This window comes from Methylophilus sp. 42, assembly GCF_000384155.1.
Lineage (GTDB): Bacteria > Pseudomonadota > Gammaproteobacteria > Burkholderiales > Methylophilaceae > Methylophilus.
In genome coordinates this window covers 2,302,933-2,322,181 of the sequence record NZ_KB913031.1, presented here as the reverse complement: position 1 = coordinate 2,322,181, position 19,249 = coordinate 2,302,933, and the positions used below count along the sequence as shown (strand labels likewise).

Sequence of the window (19,249 nt, the reverse complement as noted above, 5' to 3'; positions counted from 1 at the left end):
ATGTCCAAAAAAAAGGATGTCAGGCAGGCATAGTCCGACTAGTCCGATCTTAATGTGTCTGCAACATTCGCTCTATAGACTTGCCACTCGAATTAACTCGTCAGCGAAGCTATGAAGAAAAAACTTGGTTTATTGCTTGGATTATTAGGGCTCAGCCTGTCCACGCCCGTGTTTGCCGCCTGGAATGCAGATTGGGCTGCACAACAAAAAATTACGATAGAGACCGCCAATATTAAAGAGGCTGTGAACCAGGCACCGGTGCTGGTGCGCCTGCATTCTGGCAACTTTGATTTTACCGGTGCCAATGTAGATGGCGCAGACCTGCGTTTTATCGCTGCAGATGATAAAACGGAACTCAAATTCTCACTGGAAAAATACGATGCGGTGAATGAGTTGGCTGTGGCGTGGGTGGTGTTGCCGCAAGTGTCTGCAGCTAATAAAGATCTGGCGATCAGCCTATATACCGGTAACGAAAGTGCCAAGGCAGCCAGCGATGCGCAAGCGCTCAATGACCCGGCCCTGCTGGCACGGTTTGCTTTTTCAGACAATGCCTTGCTCAAGGATAGCGGCCCCAGCCAGCTGATTGCGAGTGGCAATGCAACGGTGCAAAAGGCCGGTCTGATTGCCGAAAGTGCCACGCTGAACAATAGCCCGCTGACCATCACTTTGCCAACGGCACCAGTGTTGGCCAATGGCAGCACCTGGTCCGTGTGGTTAAAACCGGCCAACCTGCCGCAAATCGCTGAAATCTTTAAAAGCGGTAACGTCACATTGAAGCTGGAAGGCAGTGCCCTGGCATTGCAGGCAGGGACTGCCAGCACGCAAGCGGGTGAATTAAAGCCTGGCCAGTGGCAGCATATTGCGCTGGTGTTCCAGGGTGGCCAGGCCATTATTTATGTCAATGGCCAAGTCGCAGGCCAAGTGGCGGCCAGCGATGCACAGGCCGCAGCTGGCTTCACGCTGGGTCAGAATCTGAATGCCGAAGTGGACGAGTTACAACTGGCTGTCACTGCCCGTAGCGCGGCCTGGTTGGCACTGGTGGCGCAATCACAAGGGGCAGATGCCAGTATCGTCAAAGTGACGGCAGCCGACGCTGAAGAAGAGGGCGAGGGTGGCGAAGCCAACTACATGGGCATCCTGATTGATAGCCTGACCGTCGATGCCAAGGTGGTGATTGGCATCCTGGCGGTGATGTTTGCCATCAGCGTCTGGGTCATGATCAGCAAAGCACGTCTGGTGGTGCGCACCGATAAAGATAATGCCTTATTCCTCAAACGCTTCCAGCAAGCCTCTGCTAAAGATCTGCTGGACTTGGACAAGACCGGCACTTATGCCAATTCCAATCTGTTTGGCTTGTATAAAGCCGGTTTGCGTGAAATTAAAAAACGCGAACATGACGGCAAAGTACAGTTAAGCGGCGCGTCGATTGATGCCATCAAGGCAGCGGTGGATGCCGACCAGGTGCGTGAAACCCAACGCCTGAACAGCATGATGGTATTACTCACCATCGCGATTTCCGGGGGCCCTTTCCTCGGCCTGCTGGGGACCGTCGTCGGTGTGATGATCACCTTTGCTGCGATTGCGGCGGCGGGCGATGTCAACGTCAACGCGATTGCGCCAGGTATTGCGGCAGCGTTGCTGGCCACTGTGGCCGGTCTGGGTGTCGCGATTCCAGCCTTGTTTGGGTACAACTACCTGGCCAGCCGCGTCAAAAATATCACCATCGCCATGCAGATTTTTGTCGATGAGTTCATTACCCGTACCGCTGAACTGTACGGTAAGGAATAAGGCAGCGAGATGTCAGAAGGCGTCAAGGAAGAGAACCAGCTCTACGATGAAATCAATATTACGCCCATGCTGGACCTGGCGTACGTATTGCTGGTGATTTTTATCATCATGACTACTGCATCCGTGCAAGGCGTCAAAGTCGACATGCCACACACCGTGAACTCGGCGGCACTGGCGAAGCCGCAAATGCGCGCGATCACTGTGACCAGTGACGGCAGTGTCTACCTGGATGCGTTTCCGGTAGACATGGCGCAATTGGAGCAGCGCCTGGCTGAATATAAAAGCAGCAACCCTGAGTTGCCCGTAGTGCTTAAAGGTGATGCTGCTGCGCATTATGAAAAGGTGTCCGAAGTGCTGGAAATCTGTAAGCGGCTGGATATCACCGAAGTCGGTCTGGTAACGAAGAAAGTGGTGGAGTAAACCATGCAAGTCCAGAACGACGCCCAACCTTACGACACCATCAATATCACGCCGATGCTGGATCTCGCCTATGTGCTGCTGGTGATTTTTATCCTGATGACCACTGCTGGCGTGCAAGGCCTGACCATGAATCTGCCCAAGCCGTCTAACAAACCGAGTACCGAAAAACACGATATCAAAATCGTGCAGGTGCAGCAGGGTGGCACGCTGACGATTAATGGTGTTGGTGTGAGCATGGCCGAGCTGGAAACGCAACTCAACCAGGCCAAGGCCATGGACCCCAAATTCAACGTCATGATTAAAGGCCAGGCGCAAGCACCTTATGCCGGTGTGATTGGTGTGATTGACCTGGTCAATCGCCTGCAAATTGAAAATGTCGGCCTGGTCACCGGCAAGATCGGGACATAAGCATGGCATTGCATGAAATGGATGCCGTGGCAGAAGAAACACCAGTGCCTACCGCGCGCTTATGGACAACACGCATCGTGATTGCGTTGCTGGTGCTGGCTGTGTTGGCGGGTGCTGCTTATGGCATCAAAAAATTATTTTCAGGGGGCGCTACGCATAAAAAGCAAATCACTACAGTGAAGTTGCTGCCGGATACGCCGCCACCTCCACCGCCACCACCGCCAAAAGAGCCACCCAAGGAAACGCCGAAAGAGCAACCTAAGGAAATCAAGGCGCCTGAGCCTAAACCGGCAGAAGCCCCGCCTGCTGAAAACCTGAAAATGGAAGGGGCGGCTGGCGATGGCCCTAGCCCGTTCCAGGCCGGAGCGGTGAACAATGAGTACAAAGGTGGCGATGTCACCACAGGCCCCAAAATTGGGGGCAAGAAAAATATGGCTGCATTTGCCTGGTTTACCAACAAGGTCGATGCGCAGATTAAAAAGGCACTTGATGCTGAAAATGGGTTGAACAAAATCAAGTACCAGGTTGATGTCAGGGTGTTCTTGAATGCGCAGGGAGATATTGATCATGCCGAACTGATTGATACCAGCGGTGACGCGGAAGTAGACGCCTTGATTCGCAAGGTGTTGAGCAGGATTCCGCCTTTGAAGGAATCTGCGCCTGAGGATATGCCAAGAAAAGTCGTCGTACGTATGGCTTCAAAAAATATGTCTTAAAAATGCGACAGGCAATGCGACAGGCAATGCGGTAAAAGCGCTTAGTAATTAGGGAAAGAGAATGAATATTAAAGCAAAAAACTGGATGATTCCTTTAGTGGTGGCCAGCCTGTTTGGCACACAGTCAACAGGAGTCATTGCTGGCGAACGTGAGTCACTTGAAGAGGTGCGGGCAACTACCATGAGTTTGATTGAGTTGCTAGTGCAAGAAGGAGTGCTTTCTAAGCAAAAAGCAGATACTTTATTGCAACAGGCTCAGCAAGCCAGACAAAAAGCAAAAGAAGAGGCTGAAGCCTTAGCGGCCCAGAACCCACAGCCACTGGATCAGGCAGTATCAGGTCAGCCCAAGGCCATTCGTGTGCAATATGTGCCTGAGCATGTTAAAAACGAAATGCGTGCTGAAATTGAGCAGGATGTGATGAAAAAGCTCAATTACAAAGCGGGTGAGCGATTAGGCATTCCAGAGTGGATAGACCGCATCGAGTGGACAGGCGCCCTCCGTTTACGTTATCAGCAGGATATGTTTGGCGATAGCAATGCCATTCCAGGCAGCCTGAATAACGAAGTACAGAATATGGTCGTCAATAACTCGACCGAAGACCGTGAGCGTCAGCGTGTACGTGCGTTTTTTGGTGCGAATATACATATTAACGAGTGGCTGGATGGTGGTATTCGCTTTACCACGGGTATGTTGCAAACACCAGTCACCCCCAACCAGACCGAAGGGTTTTCCCAGGGCAAGTTTGTATTCGGGCTGGATCGCGCCTTTCTTGAAGCAAAACCATATGACTGGCTGACATTGAGTGGGGGGCGGTTTGCTAACCCATTCTTTACCGGTAACCAGGTGTTTGGCACAGATTTGCTTTGGGATCCTGACCTGGCATTTGATGGTTTTGTGGCACGTGCGAACCCGGCTATTAACAGACATTGGAAATTATTTTCCTCAGTGGGTGCATTCCCGATTGAAGAGGTCGAGAGCTCTAATACCAATAAAGCCGGTGACAAATGGTTATATGCCGCGCAGGGCGGGATTGAGTGGACGGCCAGCAATGATAGCAAAGTGAAATTGGGCGTCGCTTACTACGACTTTAAAAATGTAGAAGGTCAGCGCAATCCGGTCAATGATAGCCTTCAATATGCCGGTACCGTGCCGCTGTGGCGGCAAAAAGGTAACCACACCTTCAGTATTAATGATGGCACAACCAATGGTGCTTTATGTGGTTCGACGAACGGTCTATGCGGATTGGCCTCCCAGTTCCAGTTGATTAACTTCACCGGTGAGGTTGATCTGGCAGTGTTTGATCCGGTGCATGTCATCTTGCATGGTGCTTATGTGCAAAACATCGGCTTTGACGAGAAAGAAATACAGCGCCGCACTGGTAACACATACAAAAAAGAAAATGAGGGTTATGAGCTTGCGCTGATGGTAGGGCACCCCATGATCAAGAAACTGCATGATTGGCAAGTATTTGGCGGCTACCGTCGCCTGGAGGCCGATGCTATGCTGGATGGGTTCACCGATTCGAACTTCCGTCTGGGGGGCACCGATGCCAAAGGCTTTTATGTGGGCGCGCAATATGGCGTAGGCAAAAATGCCTGGCTGTCTTCAAGATATGTCAGCGCAGACGAAATTTCTGGTTTGCCATTCTCTGTCGATACGTTCTTTGTTGACTTTAATGGCAGATTCTAAAGGAACAGCATGAAAACCATTTTGTCTCTCTTGGTAAGTGCTTGTTTGATGGGGGGCTATGCCACCCACAGCATGGCTGCCGAAAAGCAGGATAAAGCCGCCAAGCGCGCGGCTATATTGATGCAGAAAATGAAGCAGGATCTGGAAACCGAGAAATCGGCCATGCAGACCCAGTTTGAGCAGGAGAAAAAAGGCCTGTCACAAGCACTGGGTGAGGCACAGAGTTCGCAAAAAGCACATTCGGCCAAACTGCAGGGCCAGCTCAGGCGTAACCAGCAGCTAGAGTCCGATAAGCAGAAGTTAGGTCAGGAAAAAGACGCATTGTCGGCGCAGGTGCAGCAATTGCAGGCACAGTTGGCCGAGCAGGCGCAACGCCTGGAAACCACCGAGCAACAACTCAAGGTCGCGAAAGCCGATCTGGTTACTAATGATGGACAACGTAAAGGTCTGGTGACCAAAGTGAGTGCCACTCACCAGCAATTGGTAGCGTGTGAAGAAAAAAATGGCCGCTTGTATAGCTATGGCCATGACTTGGTCAATTTGTACGCGGATGCCGGGGCTTATCAGCGCTTCTTGCGCGCAGAGCCATTTTTCCAGCTCAAACGGGTAGAGCTGGAAAATATTGTGCAGGGTAAGCAGACACAACTACTGGAAAATAAAGTTGATACAATAGCAACGCCTTGACCACTTTTTAGGCGAGGCCTGTGCTTTTTGATGATCGGCTGGCGCAATGACTGCTTTACTTGATTCTTGGTTTACCCGGCATGAGCGTGCCCGTATTTACCCGTTTGCCGGGTTTATCTTATTACTGGCGGCTGAGCCGTGGCTGGCAATGGCGTTGTCCTGGTTAGGTATAGGCGCAGAACCCACCTATTTGCTGCGCAGTCTATCGGCCTTGTGCCTGCTGTTATATTTCCGCCGCGATTACCTCGAACTGCGTGTGACACCCACGTTTAACCAAGCCTTAATCGCGCTGCTGGCTGGTTGGCTGGTCTTCTTACTGTGGATTGCGCCTTATCCCGCCTGGCTGGGTGGACATGGATCGAGCCATACGGTTGCCATGCCGATGCAGAGCAGCGCTGATATTTTCTGGTTAATTTGTCGCTGGAGTGGTTCGGCATTGGTGGTGCCAGTGATCGAAGAGCTGTTCTGGCGGTCATATTTAATGCGCAGGCTGGATAGTAACGACTTTATGTCGGTCTCTCCTGCGCGCGCGACGGCTTATGCAATTGCAGTAAGTAGCGTATTATTTGCAGTGGAACATCAGCTCTGGTTAGCCGGGCTGTTGGCAGGACTGGTATATGCCTGGTTATACCGTCGTTTCCAGGTGCTCTGGGTATCAATTCTTGCCCATGTGACCACCAATGCCGTACTCGGTGTTTGGGTGGTATACACTGGTCACTGGCAATATTGGTAACAAGAGTGTGTTAGCATGTGTTTTGAAAATTTTGACAATGATCGCTAAAGACAGGCCTGAGGGAGGCCGTAATTAGTGTGGCGAACTGTCGCAACAGAACACAAAAAATACCAAAATATTAAAGGGTGATGATGAAAAAAATCGCATTAATTGTGCCAGCACTGATGCTGGTGATGGCCGGGTGCAGTAAACATGATGACGCGGCCAAAGCCGGGTCACAAGTCGTGGCCAAAGTGAACGGCAGTGAAATTACCGTGCATCAATTGAATTTTGCCTTATCCAAACTGGGTAAGCTGGATCAGTCACAAGTCAAGGCGGCTTCTGAAAAAGTATTGCAACAAATGGTCGATCTGGAGTTGCTCAAGCAGAAGTCTGTGGATGAAAAGCTGGACCGTGATCCGAATGTACTGCAAGTGCTGGAAGCGACCAAACAACAGGTGCTGGCACAGGCTTACATGCAAAAGGTAGCGGCTAAACAAGCAGCGCCGTCTGCGGATGACATCAAGAAGTTTTACGACACACATCCTGAATTATTCAGCGAGCGTAACGTGTATGTGATTCAGGAGTTTGCCATCAAGGATGGCAATGAGCATGCCAGCGACATTGAGGCCGGGATTAGCGCCGCAAAAACGGCAGATGACTTGGCCAAATGGTTAAAAGACAATAACTATGTGTTTAGTGCCAATGCCAGCCGTAAAGCGGCTGAGCAACTACCGTTGGAGCTCTTGAAAAAACTGAACACTTTGAAAGCGGGCGATACGCTGGTGGTGAAAAGCCCTCAGGCCTTGGTGCTGCTGTTTTTGGCCAAAGTTGACCGTCAACCGGTGGATCTGGAAAAAGCAAAACCTGTGATCCAGCAATTCCTGGTGAACTCAAATCAGCAAACTGTGATCAAGAATGAAGTGTCTGCCTTGCGCAAGGACGCTAAAGTGGAGTTCTACGGCGACTTTTCCAAACTGACCCTGGATAGCGGCGCCGCGACTGCGCCGACAGTGCCTGTGGCACCTGCTGAGGCAAAACCGGAATCAGCCGTGGCTTCGCCAGTGTCTGAGACGACTGAGCAGCCAGCACATCATAATCAAGCGATTGAAAAAGGATTGTCTGGCCTGTAGTTCAGCTAGCAACTTTGCGAAAACCCCGGCTTGCCGGGGTTTTTTATTGGGTACGAGTTTTATCTACGCGCAAAACAGAATGGCGATGGCTTTAATGTTGCTGTTTTCTACGCCAGCGCATCCAGCCTGCCCACAGCAACAGAGCTGGCAAGCCAAATTGAAAGCTATTAAATAACAAGATCAGCCAGGTCTGAGTCGATGGCAGGGCAATCACGCTATCTCTTAACGGGGTGACGGGCAAACTGATGCTAGGCTGATTATTGACCACCCATTGCAGGCTTTGCATACTGAGCGCCAGATTGCCACCGCGCTGTAACTGACTGTTGCTAAAAAACTGCCGGCTGCCGATGACCAGAATACGTTGATGCTCGCCCGTGGCCCGTTCTTTTTCTAACGCCAGCATCACCGTGGCAGGCCCCTGCATATCTGTGTCGGCATTAAACGCAGGCAGCGCTGTTGACTGCCCAGGGCGATAACTCGCGCTGACCCAGCCATGCTCTGCCGCCGCAACCAGTGGTAGCGTACGCCATGTATCATTTGGCTGGCGCATGCGCTGGATGGCATGTGCCTCCTCAAAAAAGGTGCGCAGGGCAAACTCCTGGGTCGGGCCTTGTGCGGCATAGCGCTGTGTACTCAAGGCATGCAGCGGAATATCGAACTGGCGATTGGCTGGGTCTATGACCATACCTGGGCTGATATCGAGGCCTAACCCTTCAGCCAGCGCTTGCAGGCCTTGTGTTTGTGCTGAGTCGACCAGCCAGACCAGGTTACCACCCTGGGTTAGATGGGCTTTGATGGCGGCTGCCTGCGCAGGTGTATAAGCCTGTGTGGCGCCTGCCAGCACTAGGGTGGATAATGGCTTGTTTTTACTCGCGACATAAGTCAGTGATGTGCTCGCCATTACCTGTAAACCGGCTGCTTGCATGGCTTGTGCTAGCTGGCTGCCACCACTGTCAGAGGTGTTGTCTAGTGCGGTTTCACCCTGTCCGCTGGCAAATAATAGTGGCGCGCGTTCACCATGCTGTAGTTGTAGCAATACATTGGTAAACGCTTCTTCGGTGTATGGCAAATACATGCGCTTTTCTTGGCCGCGATAGCGGATGATCATTTCGCCTTCTTTTTTGATCTGCTGCTCGCGGGCCAGGGTCGGTGAGCTGGCTGGGTCAATAAATTGCACACGTAAATCTGCATGCAGGTATTGATAACGCTGCAGCAGCGAGGTGATCGACTTTCTGAAATAACGCCCTTTGTAAGGGCTATTACTGCAAAAAGCGGTGATTTCGATGGTGCCTGGTAAATGTTGTAGCACCTGAATACTGGCTGCAGATAAGGTGTTGCGGTGATTGTGCGTCGTATCCGCCATGATGTGGAACTGCCAGGCGAGCACGCCCAGTGCCAGCGTGAGCAGCAGCAAGGCAGGCACCGCCAGGCGGTGTTGCCACCAGTGTGCTGCACTCGCCAGCCAGTGTTTGATTGAGGCGCGTTGCCAGAGGTTAGCCATAAAGTCGGTCAGCATGTAAACGGCGGATAGAAAGCAGCACAAAAAACAGTGCGAACAGCACGAAAAATAATATGTCGTAGCTGTTGAGTATGCCCAATGAGAATTGGCGGTAGTGCTGCATCAGGGATAGGTCATGAAACAGCGCCTGACGATTGTCACTAAAGAACTTGTCCAGTAGTAAACAGACGGAGAGGGCTGTCATGCTGCAAAATGCCGCCAGGATTGGATTCGCCGTCAAGCAGGACACATATAGCCCCAATGCACTGCTGGCTACCACCAGCAACCACAGTCCCAAGGCATGTGTGAGCAGGTAAGGCAGGTCAATTTCTGCCCAGGGTAACAGCATGGCAATCATGAGCACCATACTGATAATCAGTATGCTGAGATAGGTGACGATACCCAGCAGCTTGCCTAAAATAAGCTCACTCATGCTTAACGGCGCGCTCATCAGCAAGGCCATGGTCTGGTTTTTGCGTTCTTCGCTAATGAGTTTCATCGATACCAGTGGCACCACAAACAGCATTAATATTGCGGCGACGCCAAACACACCTTCTGCCATAAACTGGGTGATGCCGATACGCTGCACTTGCCATTGTGCACTGCGCATGATTTCAAAATACTGGTTAAAACTCAGGCTGTAATAGGTGCCGGCAATGGCCTGGAAAATGGCCAGAATCAGCCAGCCCATGGGGGTGGCAAACAGGCTGCGGAGTTCTTTGCGGGCAATAATCAGAATCATGGCGAATGACCTGATTACAGGCCTTTGATAATGCCGAAGCGCACGGCGATATGCACCACCTGGCCAGTAGTTTCCACCCCCAGTTTTTGCCGCACGCTGGTCTGGATATTGGCCACTGTTTTATAGCCGATATGCATGCCTTTGGCGATGGCTGCCAGCGCCTCGCCCTGGGCGATGCGGCGAAAGACTTCAAATTCGCGCGGGGATAATTTCTGGATCGGGTTTTCCTGACTTTCCAGGTGATACATGGACAAACTCTGCGCTAGCTCGTTATTGATATAACGTCCGCCTTTGAGGATCTTCTGTACCGCTTCCAGCACCACTTCTGGCGGTTCGGTTTTGGTCACGTAACCGCGTGCACCCGCTTGAATGGCGCGCGTGGCGTAGATGCAGTCATCATGCATGCTGAAAATCAGTACCCGCATTTGCGGTTTACGATGCAAAATGCGCTTCAGGGTTTCCAGGCCACCGATGCCTGGCATATCCAGGTCCAGAATCAGCAGGTCAGGGTGATTCTTTTCTACCAACAGGCAGGCCTCTTCACCACTTAGCGCATCCGCAGAAACCTGGTGGTTTGCCTGTTCCAGCATAGTGCGCAAGCCTTGCCTGAGCATGGCATGGTCATCCGCGATCATTACTTTTGCCATGGGTCTGCGTGCGCCTTATTTTTTATTGGCAAAGGTGATGTTCACGCATTTGTCGTTGGCAAAGGTGAGCTCGGCAGTATTGAAAAACTTGTTTGGCGCATATTGAATCTTGCCGCGGTAATACCACATCTCAATCTGTTCGCCAGCACCAGGGGCTGCTTGCTGTTGTTGTTGCAAAATCTGGTCTGCGTTGTGTGGTTTCACTGCCATTTCTTTTTTGACGGGTTTGCCTAGTTGCTCTTCTACAAACTGGCGCGACTGGCCACTATAGGCCTGCAAAAAAGGTTGTTCTTCTGTTTGCAGATCTTTTGCAGACAATGCCAGCGGCATCATCAGTGCAATCAGGCTTAGCCATTTAAGGGGTTGCATAGTCGTTTACTCCCGGGTTTGACAATAAGGATGCAGCAGGGCGTACCTGCTTGCTGGTGTTGAGTGGCAGCAGGCCGGTAATCAGGGTGCCAGCCTGTAAGCCGCTCATGAGTTTGAAACTGCCTTGCAGCGACTCGATACGCTCGCGCATGCCGACCAGGCCGACACCTTCGGTTGCCTGCGTGGTATCCATGCCTTTGCCGTTATCACGGATTTCGATTTGCAGCATGGCTTTGTCCTGGCGCTTGATGATATGGATATCTATCCACACTTCACTGGCATGGGCGTGGCGTGCAATATTGGTCAGCGCTTCCTGCACAACGCGGAAAGCAACAATATTGGTGTCTTCGTTCAATGTCTGTTCGCTGGTATCCAGTGTGAGGTGGCAGTCGACGGACGGATTGAGTTTCTTCCAGTCATTGACCAGGCGCTCAACGGCGCCAATCAGGCCTAGCGAATCAAGTGCCGGTGGTCGTAAATGCTTAATCAGCGCACGTATGGACTGCTGCACATGCTGGGTATTGGAGGCAATCCTCACTGCAATCACATGGGCCTGATCGGGATTACTTTTTTGCAAGGTCAGTGCATCCATACGAATCGCCGTCAAATATTGACCCGTTTCGTCATGAATCTCGCTGGCGATATATTTACGCTCCTGCTCTTGCATCTGCATGGCATGACGCGCCAGCACACGGTTTTCTTTCAAGGTGCGTTCAAGGTCAAGTTCCACCAGGCATTGCTCGGTCATGTCGACCAGGTAGCCGTGAATTTGTGCCGGTTTGCGCTCTGCTGCCGGCACATAGACAAAGCGCGCGCCCACATAGCAGGGCAGGCCATCTGGTCGCCGGATTTGCAGCTTGTTGAAATTGAGTTCCTGGTGGTATTGCAGTTGCGATACAAAGGTTGGCCAATCAAATGAAAACAGTACGCAGGCGTTTTTGTCATCATTCAGCGGGCGGCAGATACGGTCAAATGCACGATTGTGCATGCCGATATTGCCATCAATATCCAGCACCACATTACCGGTCAGGTCGCCATCGAACAGCGTTTTATACAGTTGCTGGCTGCTGCTTAATTGGGCTTCTGTGTGTTTTCTGCGCTGGATTTCAGCATGAATTTCCCGCATGCGGCGCTGGCTGAACCAGACGCTCAATAACACAAACACAAACAATGTGAGCGGGACCTCGTCCAGTTGCGCATATTCATAGGTCAGTAACCAGGTGTTGACGCGCTCGGCCAGGTCGAATTCAGATGCACAGACAAACGTCAGCACCACGCCCGTCATCACAATGAGCGTGTCCTGGCTGGCCCGGCTTAATTTGCCGAGTTTGTGTAGAGCAGTAATAACTGGCATAGATCGTTGATAAGAATGCATGACTGAGTGACCAAACGCTGTGAAGCTATATGGCGGTAGCCAACTTGCTCCCGCCTTGTGTGAACCTGCGCCACTATAGACCACATCTCAATCAACTGCCCCGTGAAAAATTCCCTTATATGACCGGTCTGCATGAATGAATTGTTGAAGCAATGATAGGGAATCATTCATCTATTGCCTTTGTTACAAATTATTAATAATTCAGGTCGTGCAGTGCGGCATTCGGGGGGATGTCGCAACACCACGTGAAACTCATTCTTGAGAGATTAGGAGATAGTATGAAAGTAAGATCATCTAGTGCCATTTTAGGCGCTTTGGTCGGAGGCTTGTTTGCAAGCTTTTCTGGCCTGGCCATGGCGGATGCAGAGCTGGACAAGCAGGTGAACACACCTGGTGCCTGGCCGATCGCAACTGGTGGCTATTATAGCCAGCACAACAGCCCATTGGCTCAAATCAACAAATCCAACGTAAAAAATGTGAAAGCTGCGTGGTCATTCTCCACCGGTGTACTGAATGGTCACGAAGGTGCGCCATTGGTCATTGGTGACATGATGTACATCCACTCTGCTTTCCCAAACAATACATACGCCCTGAACCTGAACGATCCAGGCAAAATTGTTTGGCAACACAAGCCTAAGCAAGATGCTTCTACTAAAGCAGTGATGTGCTGTGACGTGGTTGACCGCGGTCTGGCATACGGCGCTGGTCAAATTATTAAGAAACAGGCCAATGGTCATTTGCTGGCTTTGGATGCAAAAACCGGTAAAACCAACTGGGAAGTGGAAGTATGTGATCCAAAAGTGGGTTCTACACTGACACAAGCGCCTTTCGTGGCTAAAGACACTATCCTGATGGGTTGTTCAGGTGCCGAGCTGGGTGTACGTGGCGCGGTAAACGCCTTCGACCTGAAAACAGGTGAACTGAAATGGCGTGCGTTTGCGACCGGTTCTGACGACTCTGTGCGTCTGGCGAAAGACTTCAACAAAGACAATCCACACTACGGTCAATTCGGCCTGGGTACTAAAACCTGGGAAGGCGATGCCTGGAAAATTGGTGGCGGTACAAACTGGGGTTGGTATGCTTATGACCCTAAATTGAACCTGTTCTACTACGGTTCTGGCAACCCGGCACCATGGAACGAAACCATGCGTCCTGGTGACAACAAGTGGACCATGACGATCTGGGGTCGTGACCTGGACACCGGTATGGCTAAATGGGGTTACCAAAAAACGCCTCACGATGAGTGGGACTTTGCTGGTGTGAACCAGATGGTGCTGACTGACCAACCAGTCAACGGCAAAGTGACTCCGCTGCTAAGCCACATTGACCGTAACGGTATCCTGTACACACTGAACCGTGAAAACGGCAGCCTGATCGTCGCTGAAAAAGTCGATCCGGCAGTCAACGTGTTCAAAAAAGTGGACCTGAAAACCGGTACGCCGGTACGTGATCCTGAGTTTGCAACCCGTATGGACCACAAAGGTACCAATATTTGTCCATCAGCGATGGGCTTCCACAACCAAGGTGTTGACTCCTACGATCCGGAAAGCCGTACTTTGTACGCTGGTCTGAACCACATTTGTATGGATTGGGAGCCGTTCATGCTGCCATACCGTGCAGGTCAGTTCTTCGTTGGTGCAACACTGGCGATGTACCCCGGTCCTAACGGCCCAACCAAGAAAGAAATGGGTCAGATCCGTGCTTTCGACTTGACGACAGGTAAGGCGAAATGGACCAAGTGGGAGAAATTCGCGGCCTGGGGCGGTACTTTGTACACCAAAGGCGGCTTGGTATGGTACGCAACACTTGATGGTTACCTGAAAGCTTTGGATAACAAAGACGGTAAAGAGTTGTGGAACTTCAAGATGCCATCCGGTGGTATCGGATCTCCTATGACTTACTCCTTCAAAGGTAAGCAGTACGTTGGCAGCATGTACGGTGTAGGCGGCTGGCCAGGTGTTGGTCTGGTGTTTGACCTGACAGACCCTAGCGCTGGTTTGGGTGCGGTTGGAGCGTTCAAAGAACTGCAAAACCACACACAAATGGGCGGTGGCCTGATGGTGTTTAGCCTGTAATTCATACAGTAAACCTGTTGATGTAGTGTGCAGGATGGCCGTCAGACGCAAGGATGGCCGGTCATCCTGTTCTCTCTAATGGAGAAGAGAACAAATGTTTGCTGAAGTTAAAAAGAATAGTCGTACCTGGTTGAGCGTCTGCTTGTCCTTGACCCTGAGTGTGTTTGCATTGCCCACACTTGCTGCCGATGCACTGAATATCTGTGCCGGTAAATCCGAATTACCTTTTTCCAATGACCAGAAACAAGGCTTTGAAAACAAGATCGCTGCTGTCATTGGCAAAACACTGAATGTCCCCGTCAATTATTTCTGGTGGACTAACCCGTTAACCCTGCAAAAGGACATGGAAGAAGGCAAGTGTGATGTGCTGATTGGCACTGACCCGAATGATCCGCGTGTGCTGGTGACCAAGCCTTATTACCGTTCCGGCTACGTATTCGTCACCCGTGTCGACCGCGAAATCGATGTCACTTCCTGGGATCATCCTTACCTCAAGGAAAAGAATTTCCGTATCGGCGTGATGCCGGACAGCCCGGGTAAAAACATGCTGCTGCAGATTAACCGCTTTGATGACATGTTTGACTACTTCACTGAAATCCAGAATTTTCAGTCCACGCGTAATCGCTATGTGCATGTTGAACCTTCACGCCTGGTGAATGATGTCGCCAACATGCATCTGCATATGGCCATGTTGTGGGCGCCTGAAGCCGCACGTTATGTGCGTGCCTCTGAAGTGCCATTGAAAATGGTGATGGTGGAAGACAACGCCAAAAAAACCAATGGTGAAAAAATCCCCATGCATTACGACGTGGTCATGGGTGTGAGCAAAAAACGCCCTGAGTTGCTACAGGCCCTGAATGGCGTCATTGAAAAACACGGGATGGAAATCACCGCCATTCTCAAAGAGGAAGGTATTCCTCTGCTGAACCTTCAGTAAATCACAATCTTGATTAATTAGTTTTTGGAGTTTGAATTGAAAGAATCTCAACAATCTCAATCGCAGGCCATGCCGTTGCGCCGTGTGAAACAACAGCTGGCGATGGCGTTCGGCATCTCTGGTCTGGTCATGGCGACTTTCTTTACCGTGGCGTGCGCCAAAGACGACACCTCTGCGCAAACCCAGGGTGCCAGCAAAACTGAGCTAGCGAAAGTGGTACTGAAGGATGGCCCGGCGATCGAGTTCCGCGGCACGCTGTCCGGCGATGTGCTGGACCTTGCGCCGATGGAAGATGAAACCTTCACGCCTGAAGCCAAGCATTTCATGGCAACCGGTGAAAACCCGTACCGTGGCAATGAGGAAGAGATTAAAAAAGGCTACACCATTTTCTCTACCGCCTGTTCCGGCTGCCACGGTCACTTGGCTGAAGGCAAGTTGGGACCAGCACTGGCTGATGATTACTGGACCTACCCTAAGAATGAAACCGATAAAGGTATTTTTGAAACCATTTATGGCGGTGCTGCCGGCATGATGGGGCCGCAACAGGGCCGTATGACGGTTGATGAGATCCTGCATGTGATCGCCTGGATTCGTCATCAGGCCGAAGAAAACCTTAAAAACGGTGGCGCTGCGCCGCACGGTTAAACCCATTATCGGATTGTTAGGCTGGTGGGCAATCCGTTAATCGAAAACAATACACCAGCTAATTTATGATTAAGGAGAAAGTGATGAAACACGTATTGGCATTACTGGCTGTTGCCAGTGTGTTTGCGGTGTCAAATCAGGCGCTGGCTTACGACGGTCAAAGTTGTAAAGAGCCAGGAAACTGCTGGGAAGCCAAACCTGGCTATCCGGAAAAAATTGCGGGTTCCAAATATGACCCGAAACATGATCCGGTAGAACTCAACAAGCAAGAGGAATCCATCAAATTGATGGATGCACGCAACGCAAAACGCATTGCGAATGCCAAATCCAGCGGCAATTTCGTGTTTGACGTGAAGTAATCTTAAATTCCCCCCTAGGAAACTGGCATCGTTTCCGGTGTCAGTTTCGCCCCCTCAATGCATGTGGCAAACCGGTGTCGATTGTATGCAGTCGACAGTGGCCTGTTTCATTCTGAATCATGGATGGTGTATGGAAAATAAAATTGAATTAGCCGCCTGGCGTGAGCGCGCCCTAGCATTTGAAAAGGCCATTAACACCGTGGTGGTGGGCATGCCGGAGCAAACGCGCGCACTGACTATTGCGATTTTTTCACGTGGGCACGTGTTGCTGGAAGGCGATGTCGGGGTAGGTAAGACCACACTGTTACGTGCAGCAGCGCAACTATTGGGTGGTGGCTATCAACGGATAGAAGGCGCAATTGACCTGATGCCCAGCGACTTTCTTTACCATGCCTATATCAATGAGCAAGGCCAGGCCGCGGTTAAACCCGGGCCGTTGTTGCAGCACGATGAAGCACTGGCGGTGTTTTTCTTTAATGAAATCAACCGTGCCCGTCCGCAGGCACATGCTCTGTTTTTACGCTTGATGGCTGAACGTTCAGTCAATGCATTCAACCGCGAATACCGTTTCCCGCACCTGACGGTGTTTGCCGACCGCAACCGGCTGGAACGTGAAGAAACCTTTGAAATCCCTGCTGCCGCACGTGATCGCTTCTTGATGGAAATTTCGGTGCAGGCGCCGGATGAGCGTGACCTGCAGCGGGCATTGATGTTTGATACCCGTTTTTATGATGTGGATGCGCTGATTGCGACACTGCCCGCCGGATTAACGCCTTACGACCAGTTAAACCTGGTCGCGGAAACCATACAGAATTCAGTCCGGGCCGAAATCGCATTGCAGGAGTATGCCGTTGATTTATGGCGTGCGCTAAAAGACCCGGTAGCAGCCGGCATCCAGTTACCCGATGTCGATATGTCACGCTTGCTGGCTGGCGGTGCCAGCCCGCGCGGTACCGCCATGCTCATGCGCAGTGCGCGCACGCGTGCCTGGATAGAAGGCCGTGATTATTTAACGCCGGACGATATCCGTGCCGTGTGGCCATTTGTCATGACGCATCGCGTATTCTTCAATGGCGCTTATGCCCTGCAACACGCACGACTGGCGCCACTGTTATTGCAAGCGGTTCTGGACAAGGTGTCTGCCCCTTAAGTCTGGCGGCAGTCTGTTTTTATCTTTATGGCTATCCTGTCAGTACCCACGGCGAATGCTTCCGAGATGAGTCCATCATCGTCGCAGCTTCAGGCTGCGTTTGAGCCAAGCCAGTTTTTTTACAATATCAACTGGCGCTCCAAGTCATACCACGCCGGGGCAACGCTCACTACGCACCATGGCAATGGCAGTGACTTTGCCGGGTTTGCCTCGTTGCTGGCGTGCCCTGACCCGAAACGCATCGATATCCGCGCCAGCGTGCGCACTGTACCCAGGCAATGGCTGGTGAGAACCTATCTGGAACGCGCTGCTGTACGGGTCTATGCGATTATCGATGTCTCCAGCTCCATGTTTTTCCAGGGCGAGGCCAATATGCGCCAGCAGGTGACAGAGTTTGTCTCTTCGCTGGCCTGGTCTGCCAACCGGCAAGGCGACGCGTTTGGCATGCGCGCGGCAGATGATCACGAACAACTGGCATTGCAAGTATTGCCCAGTTTTCAACCGGGCACAGCGCAGGCCGTGGCACAACAAATCACACGTTACTGGCAGCAGGCAGAAACAATGAATCGTGCTGATGGCCGCAGTGCCAACGCTATCCCGGAAACGCTCATGTCGCTAGGTTCGCAACGCGCGCTGGTTTTCCTGTTGTCTGACTTTTACTGGCCGGATGCCTTGTTGCAACAGACCCTGCAAGCTGGACAGCATCACGATGTGATTCCGGTTGTTCTACGCGACCGTACCGCGACAGCGGGTTTACCCAGCTTTGGCTGGGCACGCCTGCGCGATATGGAAACCGGTGAAGAACGCAGCTGGATGTTGAGGCGTAAGTTGCACCAGCAGATCGCCGACCATGCAAAACAGCAAAAAAAGTCACTCAATGCACGATTTTTAACCGCGGGTACGCGCGCTCCCTTGTGGTTAAAGCCGGGCTGGCGAGCAGAAGAAGTGAGTCGTCATTTGATGGAGAGCATGTCATGACTATGGGATTGCATGCAATGCATGGGCAAAAACATAAAAGGTTGTTAAAACTGGTAGGTAGCCTGCTGTGGCTGGCTGTGATGCAATCATCATATGCGAACGATGCTAATAAGCCACGCGCCGAAAGCCATACTCGCGAAGCCGATTACACCCTGGGCAGTATTGCTCGGCAACATATTAAGCTGCATGTGCCGTCAGGCTTTGAACTGGATCCTGCCAGTCTACCAGCGCCAGCACAAAATGAAGCCATAGAACTCAGGAAAGCACACTGGACTAACAGTGACAGCAAAGCTGAACGCCTGATCCAACTCGATATCGACTGGCAGATATTTGTGGCAGGTGACACGGTGAAAACCTTGCCGCTGAAAAACCTGCACCTGCAATTTAAACGCGACCAGCAACGCCTGACGATAGATATACCTGCTGACAAAGTCATTGTTTCCAGCCTGCTGCCAGCGCGTATTGATGCCGAGCACGTCAAACTTTACCCGGATGCGCCATTGCCCGAGTGGCCGCTCTCCACTCAACTGTGGCAGCTGGCTGCTTGGTTTCTTCTGTTGGGTTCAGGCCTGGTTTATTTTGCCTGGTATCTGGGCTGGATCCAGTTTCCGCAGGAAAAACGCATGCCGTTTAGGCAGGCGTGGCATGGTATCCGTCGCTTAAAGCAAGACCAAGATGAAACGCGTATGCACGCCATGCGCCTGATTAGTCGCGCAGTCGATCAATTTGCCGGTTACGCCGTCACCGCAGAAAATTTGCCCAGGCTGCTGGCCAGTCAATCAGCCATCACACCTTATCGCGACAAATTGCAGGATTTTTACCACAATGTTCAGCAAACTTTTTTTGCCGGTCAACCAGTGTCTTTGTCACTGAGTGAGTTGAAACAGCTCGCCAAAACCTTAAGCCAGGTGGAGATTTCCTGA

Annotated in this window: 20 protein-coding genes; 15 read left to right on the top strand and 5 right to left on the bottom strand. The window is 51.5% G+C overall.

The window, feature by feature from the left end; all coding sequences use genetic code 11:
- The first annotated feature begins 111 nt into the window (after positions 1–111).
- The 8 genes from MET42_RS0111040 (at position 112) to MET42_RS0111005 (ending at position 7,551) form a co-directional block, all read left to right on the top strand.
- On the top strand, positions 112–1,788 hold the full coding sequence (locus tag MET42_RS0111040) for a DUF2341 domain-containing protein (protein WP_019883052.1): 1,677 nt from the start codon (positions 112–114) through the stop codon (positions 1,786–1,788).
- Between the two features lie 9 nt (positions 1,789–1,797).
- Positions 1,798–2,208: a biopolymer transporter ExbD gene (locus MET42_RS0111035; protein ID WP_019883051.1), complete on the top strand. Its 411-nt coding sequence runs from the start codon at positions 1,798–1,800 to the stop codon at positions 2,206–2,208.
- Positions 2,209–2,211: 3 nt separating this feature from the next.
- Positions 2,212–2,616, top strand: a complete 405-nt coding sequence (locus MET42_RS0111030; protein WP_019883050.1) for a biopolymer transporter ExbD — start codon at positions 2,212–2,214, stop codon at positions 2,614–2,616.
- 2 nt (positions 2,617–2,618) lie between these two features.
- Complete coding sequence (locus MET42_RS0111025) at positions 2,619–3,332, top strand: TonB C-terminal domain-containing protein (RefSeq protein WP_019883049.1); 714 nt, start codon at positions 2,619–2,621, stop codon at positions 3,330–3,332.
- 61 nt (positions 3,333–3,393) lie between these two features.
- Positions 3,394–5,022 carry a putative porin gene (locus tag MET42_RS0111020; protein ID WP_019883048.1) on the top strand — a complete coding sequence of 543 codons (1,629 nt, stop codon included), beginning with the start codon at positions 3,394–3,396 and terminating at the stop codon, positions 5,020–5,022.
- Positions 5,023–5,031: 9 nt separating this feature from the next.
- Entirely contained in the window at positions 5,032–5,706 is a 675-nt protein-coding gene (locus MET42_RS0111015; RefSeq protein ID WP_019883047.1) for a hypothetical protein, read from the top strand.
- Positions 5,707–5,752: 46 nt separating this feature from the next.
- A complete protein-coding gene (locus tag MET42_RS0111010; RefSeq protein WP_019883046.1) occupies positions 5,753–6,439 on the top strand; it encodes a CAAX prenyl protease-related protein in 687 nt (228 codons plus the stop codon).
- 128 nt (positions 6,440–6,567) lie between these two features.
- Positions 6,568–7,551, top strand: a complete 984-nt coding sequence (locus tag MET42_RS0111005; protein WP_232411510.1) for an EpsD family peptidyl-prolyl cis-trans isomerase — start codon at positions 6,568–6,570, stop codon at positions 7,549–7,551.
- A 91-nt stretch (positions 7,552–7,642) separates the two neighbouring features.
- On the opposite strand, the gene MET42_RS0111000 is transcribed toward MET42_RS0111005, so the two are convergent.
- Genes MET42_RS0111000 through MET42_RS0110980 form a run of 5 tightly spaced genes read right to left on the bottom strand, consistent with a single transcriptional unit; the run spans position 7,643 to position 12,161 of the window.
- Positions 7,643–9,052 (bottom strand): GldG family protein, encoded by a 1,410-nt coding sequence (locus MET42_RS0111000; RefSeq protein WP_232411507.1) that lies wholly within the window; start codon positions 9,050–9,052, stop codon positions 7,643–7,645.
- Positions 9,045–9,791, bottom strand: a complete 747-nt coding sequence (locus tag MET42_RS0110995; RefSeq protein ID WP_019883043.1) for an ABC transporter permease — start codon at positions 9,789–9,791, stop codon at positions 9,045–9,047. Before MET42_RS0110995 ends, MET42_RS0111000 begins: the two co-directional genes overlap by 8 nt.
- A gap of 14 nt (positions 9,792–9,805) precedes the next feature.
- Entirely contained in the window at positions 9,806–10,438 is a 633-nt protein-coding gene (locus MET42_RS0110990; protein WP_019915176.1) for a response regulator transcription factor, read from the bottom strand.
- Between the two features lie 15 nt (positions 10,439–10,453).
- Complete coding sequence (locus tag MET42_RS0110985) at positions 10,454–10,807, bottom strand: hypothetical protein (RefSeq protein WP_019883040.1); 354 nt, start codon at positions 10,805–10,807, stop codon at positions 10,454–10,456.
- The gene (locus MET42_RS0110980; RefSeq protein WP_019883039.1) at positions 10,794–12,161 is read right to left on the bottom strand and encodes a sensor histidine kinase; all 1,368 of its coding nucleotides are present in this window, start codon (positions 12,159–12,161) and stop codon (positions 10,794–10,796) included. Before MET42_RS0110980 ends, MET42_RS0110985 begins: the two co-directional genes overlap by 14 nt.
- 299 nt (positions 12,162–12,460) lie before the next feature.
- Between MET42_RS0110980 and MET42_RS0110975 the strand changes: the two genes are divergently transcribed.
- The 7 genes from MET42_RS0110975 (at position 12,461) to MET42_RS0110945 (ending at position 19,249) form a co-directional block, all read left to right on the top strand.
- Entirely contained in the window at positions 12,461–14,257 is a 1,797-nt protein-coding gene (locus tag MET42_RS0110975; protein ID WP_019883038.1) for a methanol/ethanol family PQQ-dependent dehydrogenase, read from the top strand.
- 94 nt (positions 14,258–14,351) lie between these two features.
- Entirely contained in the window at positions 14,352–15,194 is an 843-nt protein-coding gene (gene moxJ / locus MET42_RS0110970; protein ID WP_019883037.1) for a methanol oxidation system protein MoxJ, read from the top strand.
- Between the two features lie 69 nt (positions 15,195–15,263).
- The gene (moxG, locus tag MET42_RS0110965) at positions 15,264–15,839 is read left to right on the top strand and encodes a cytochrome c(L), periplasmic (RefSeq protein WP_019883036.1); all 576 of its coding nucleotides are present in this window, start codon (positions 15,264–15,266) and stop codon (positions 15,837–15,839) included.
- A gap of 83 nt (positions 15,840–15,922) precedes the next feature.
- Positions 15,923–16,198: a methanol dehydrogenase [cytochrome c] subunit gene (locus tag MET42_RS0110960; RefSeq protein WP_019883035.1), complete on the top strand. Its 276-nt coding sequence runs from the start codon at positions 15,923–15,925 to the stop codon at positions 16,196–16,198.
- 130 nt (positions 16,199–16,328) lie between these two features.
- On the top strand, positions 16,329–17,348 hold the full coding sequence (locus MET42_RS0110955; protein WP_019883033.1) for a MoxR family ATPase: 1,020 nt from the start codon (positions 16,329–16,331) through the stop codon (positions 17,346–17,348).
- A gap of 66 nt (positions 17,349–17,414) precedes the next feature.
- Positions 17,415–18,326 (top strand): DUF58 domain-containing protein, encoded by a 912-nt coding sequence (locus MET42_RS0110950; protein ID WP_019883032.1) that lies wholly within the window; start codon positions 17,415–17,417, stop codon positions 18,324–18,326.
- Positions 18,323–19,249 (top strand): hypothetical protein, encoded by a 927-nt coding sequence (locus MET42_RS0110945; RefSeq protein WP_019883031.1) that lies wholly within the window; start codon positions 18,323–18,325, stop codon positions 19,247–19,249. The genes MET42_RS0110950 and MET42_RS0110945 overlap by 4 nt, the downstream gene beginning before the upstream one ends.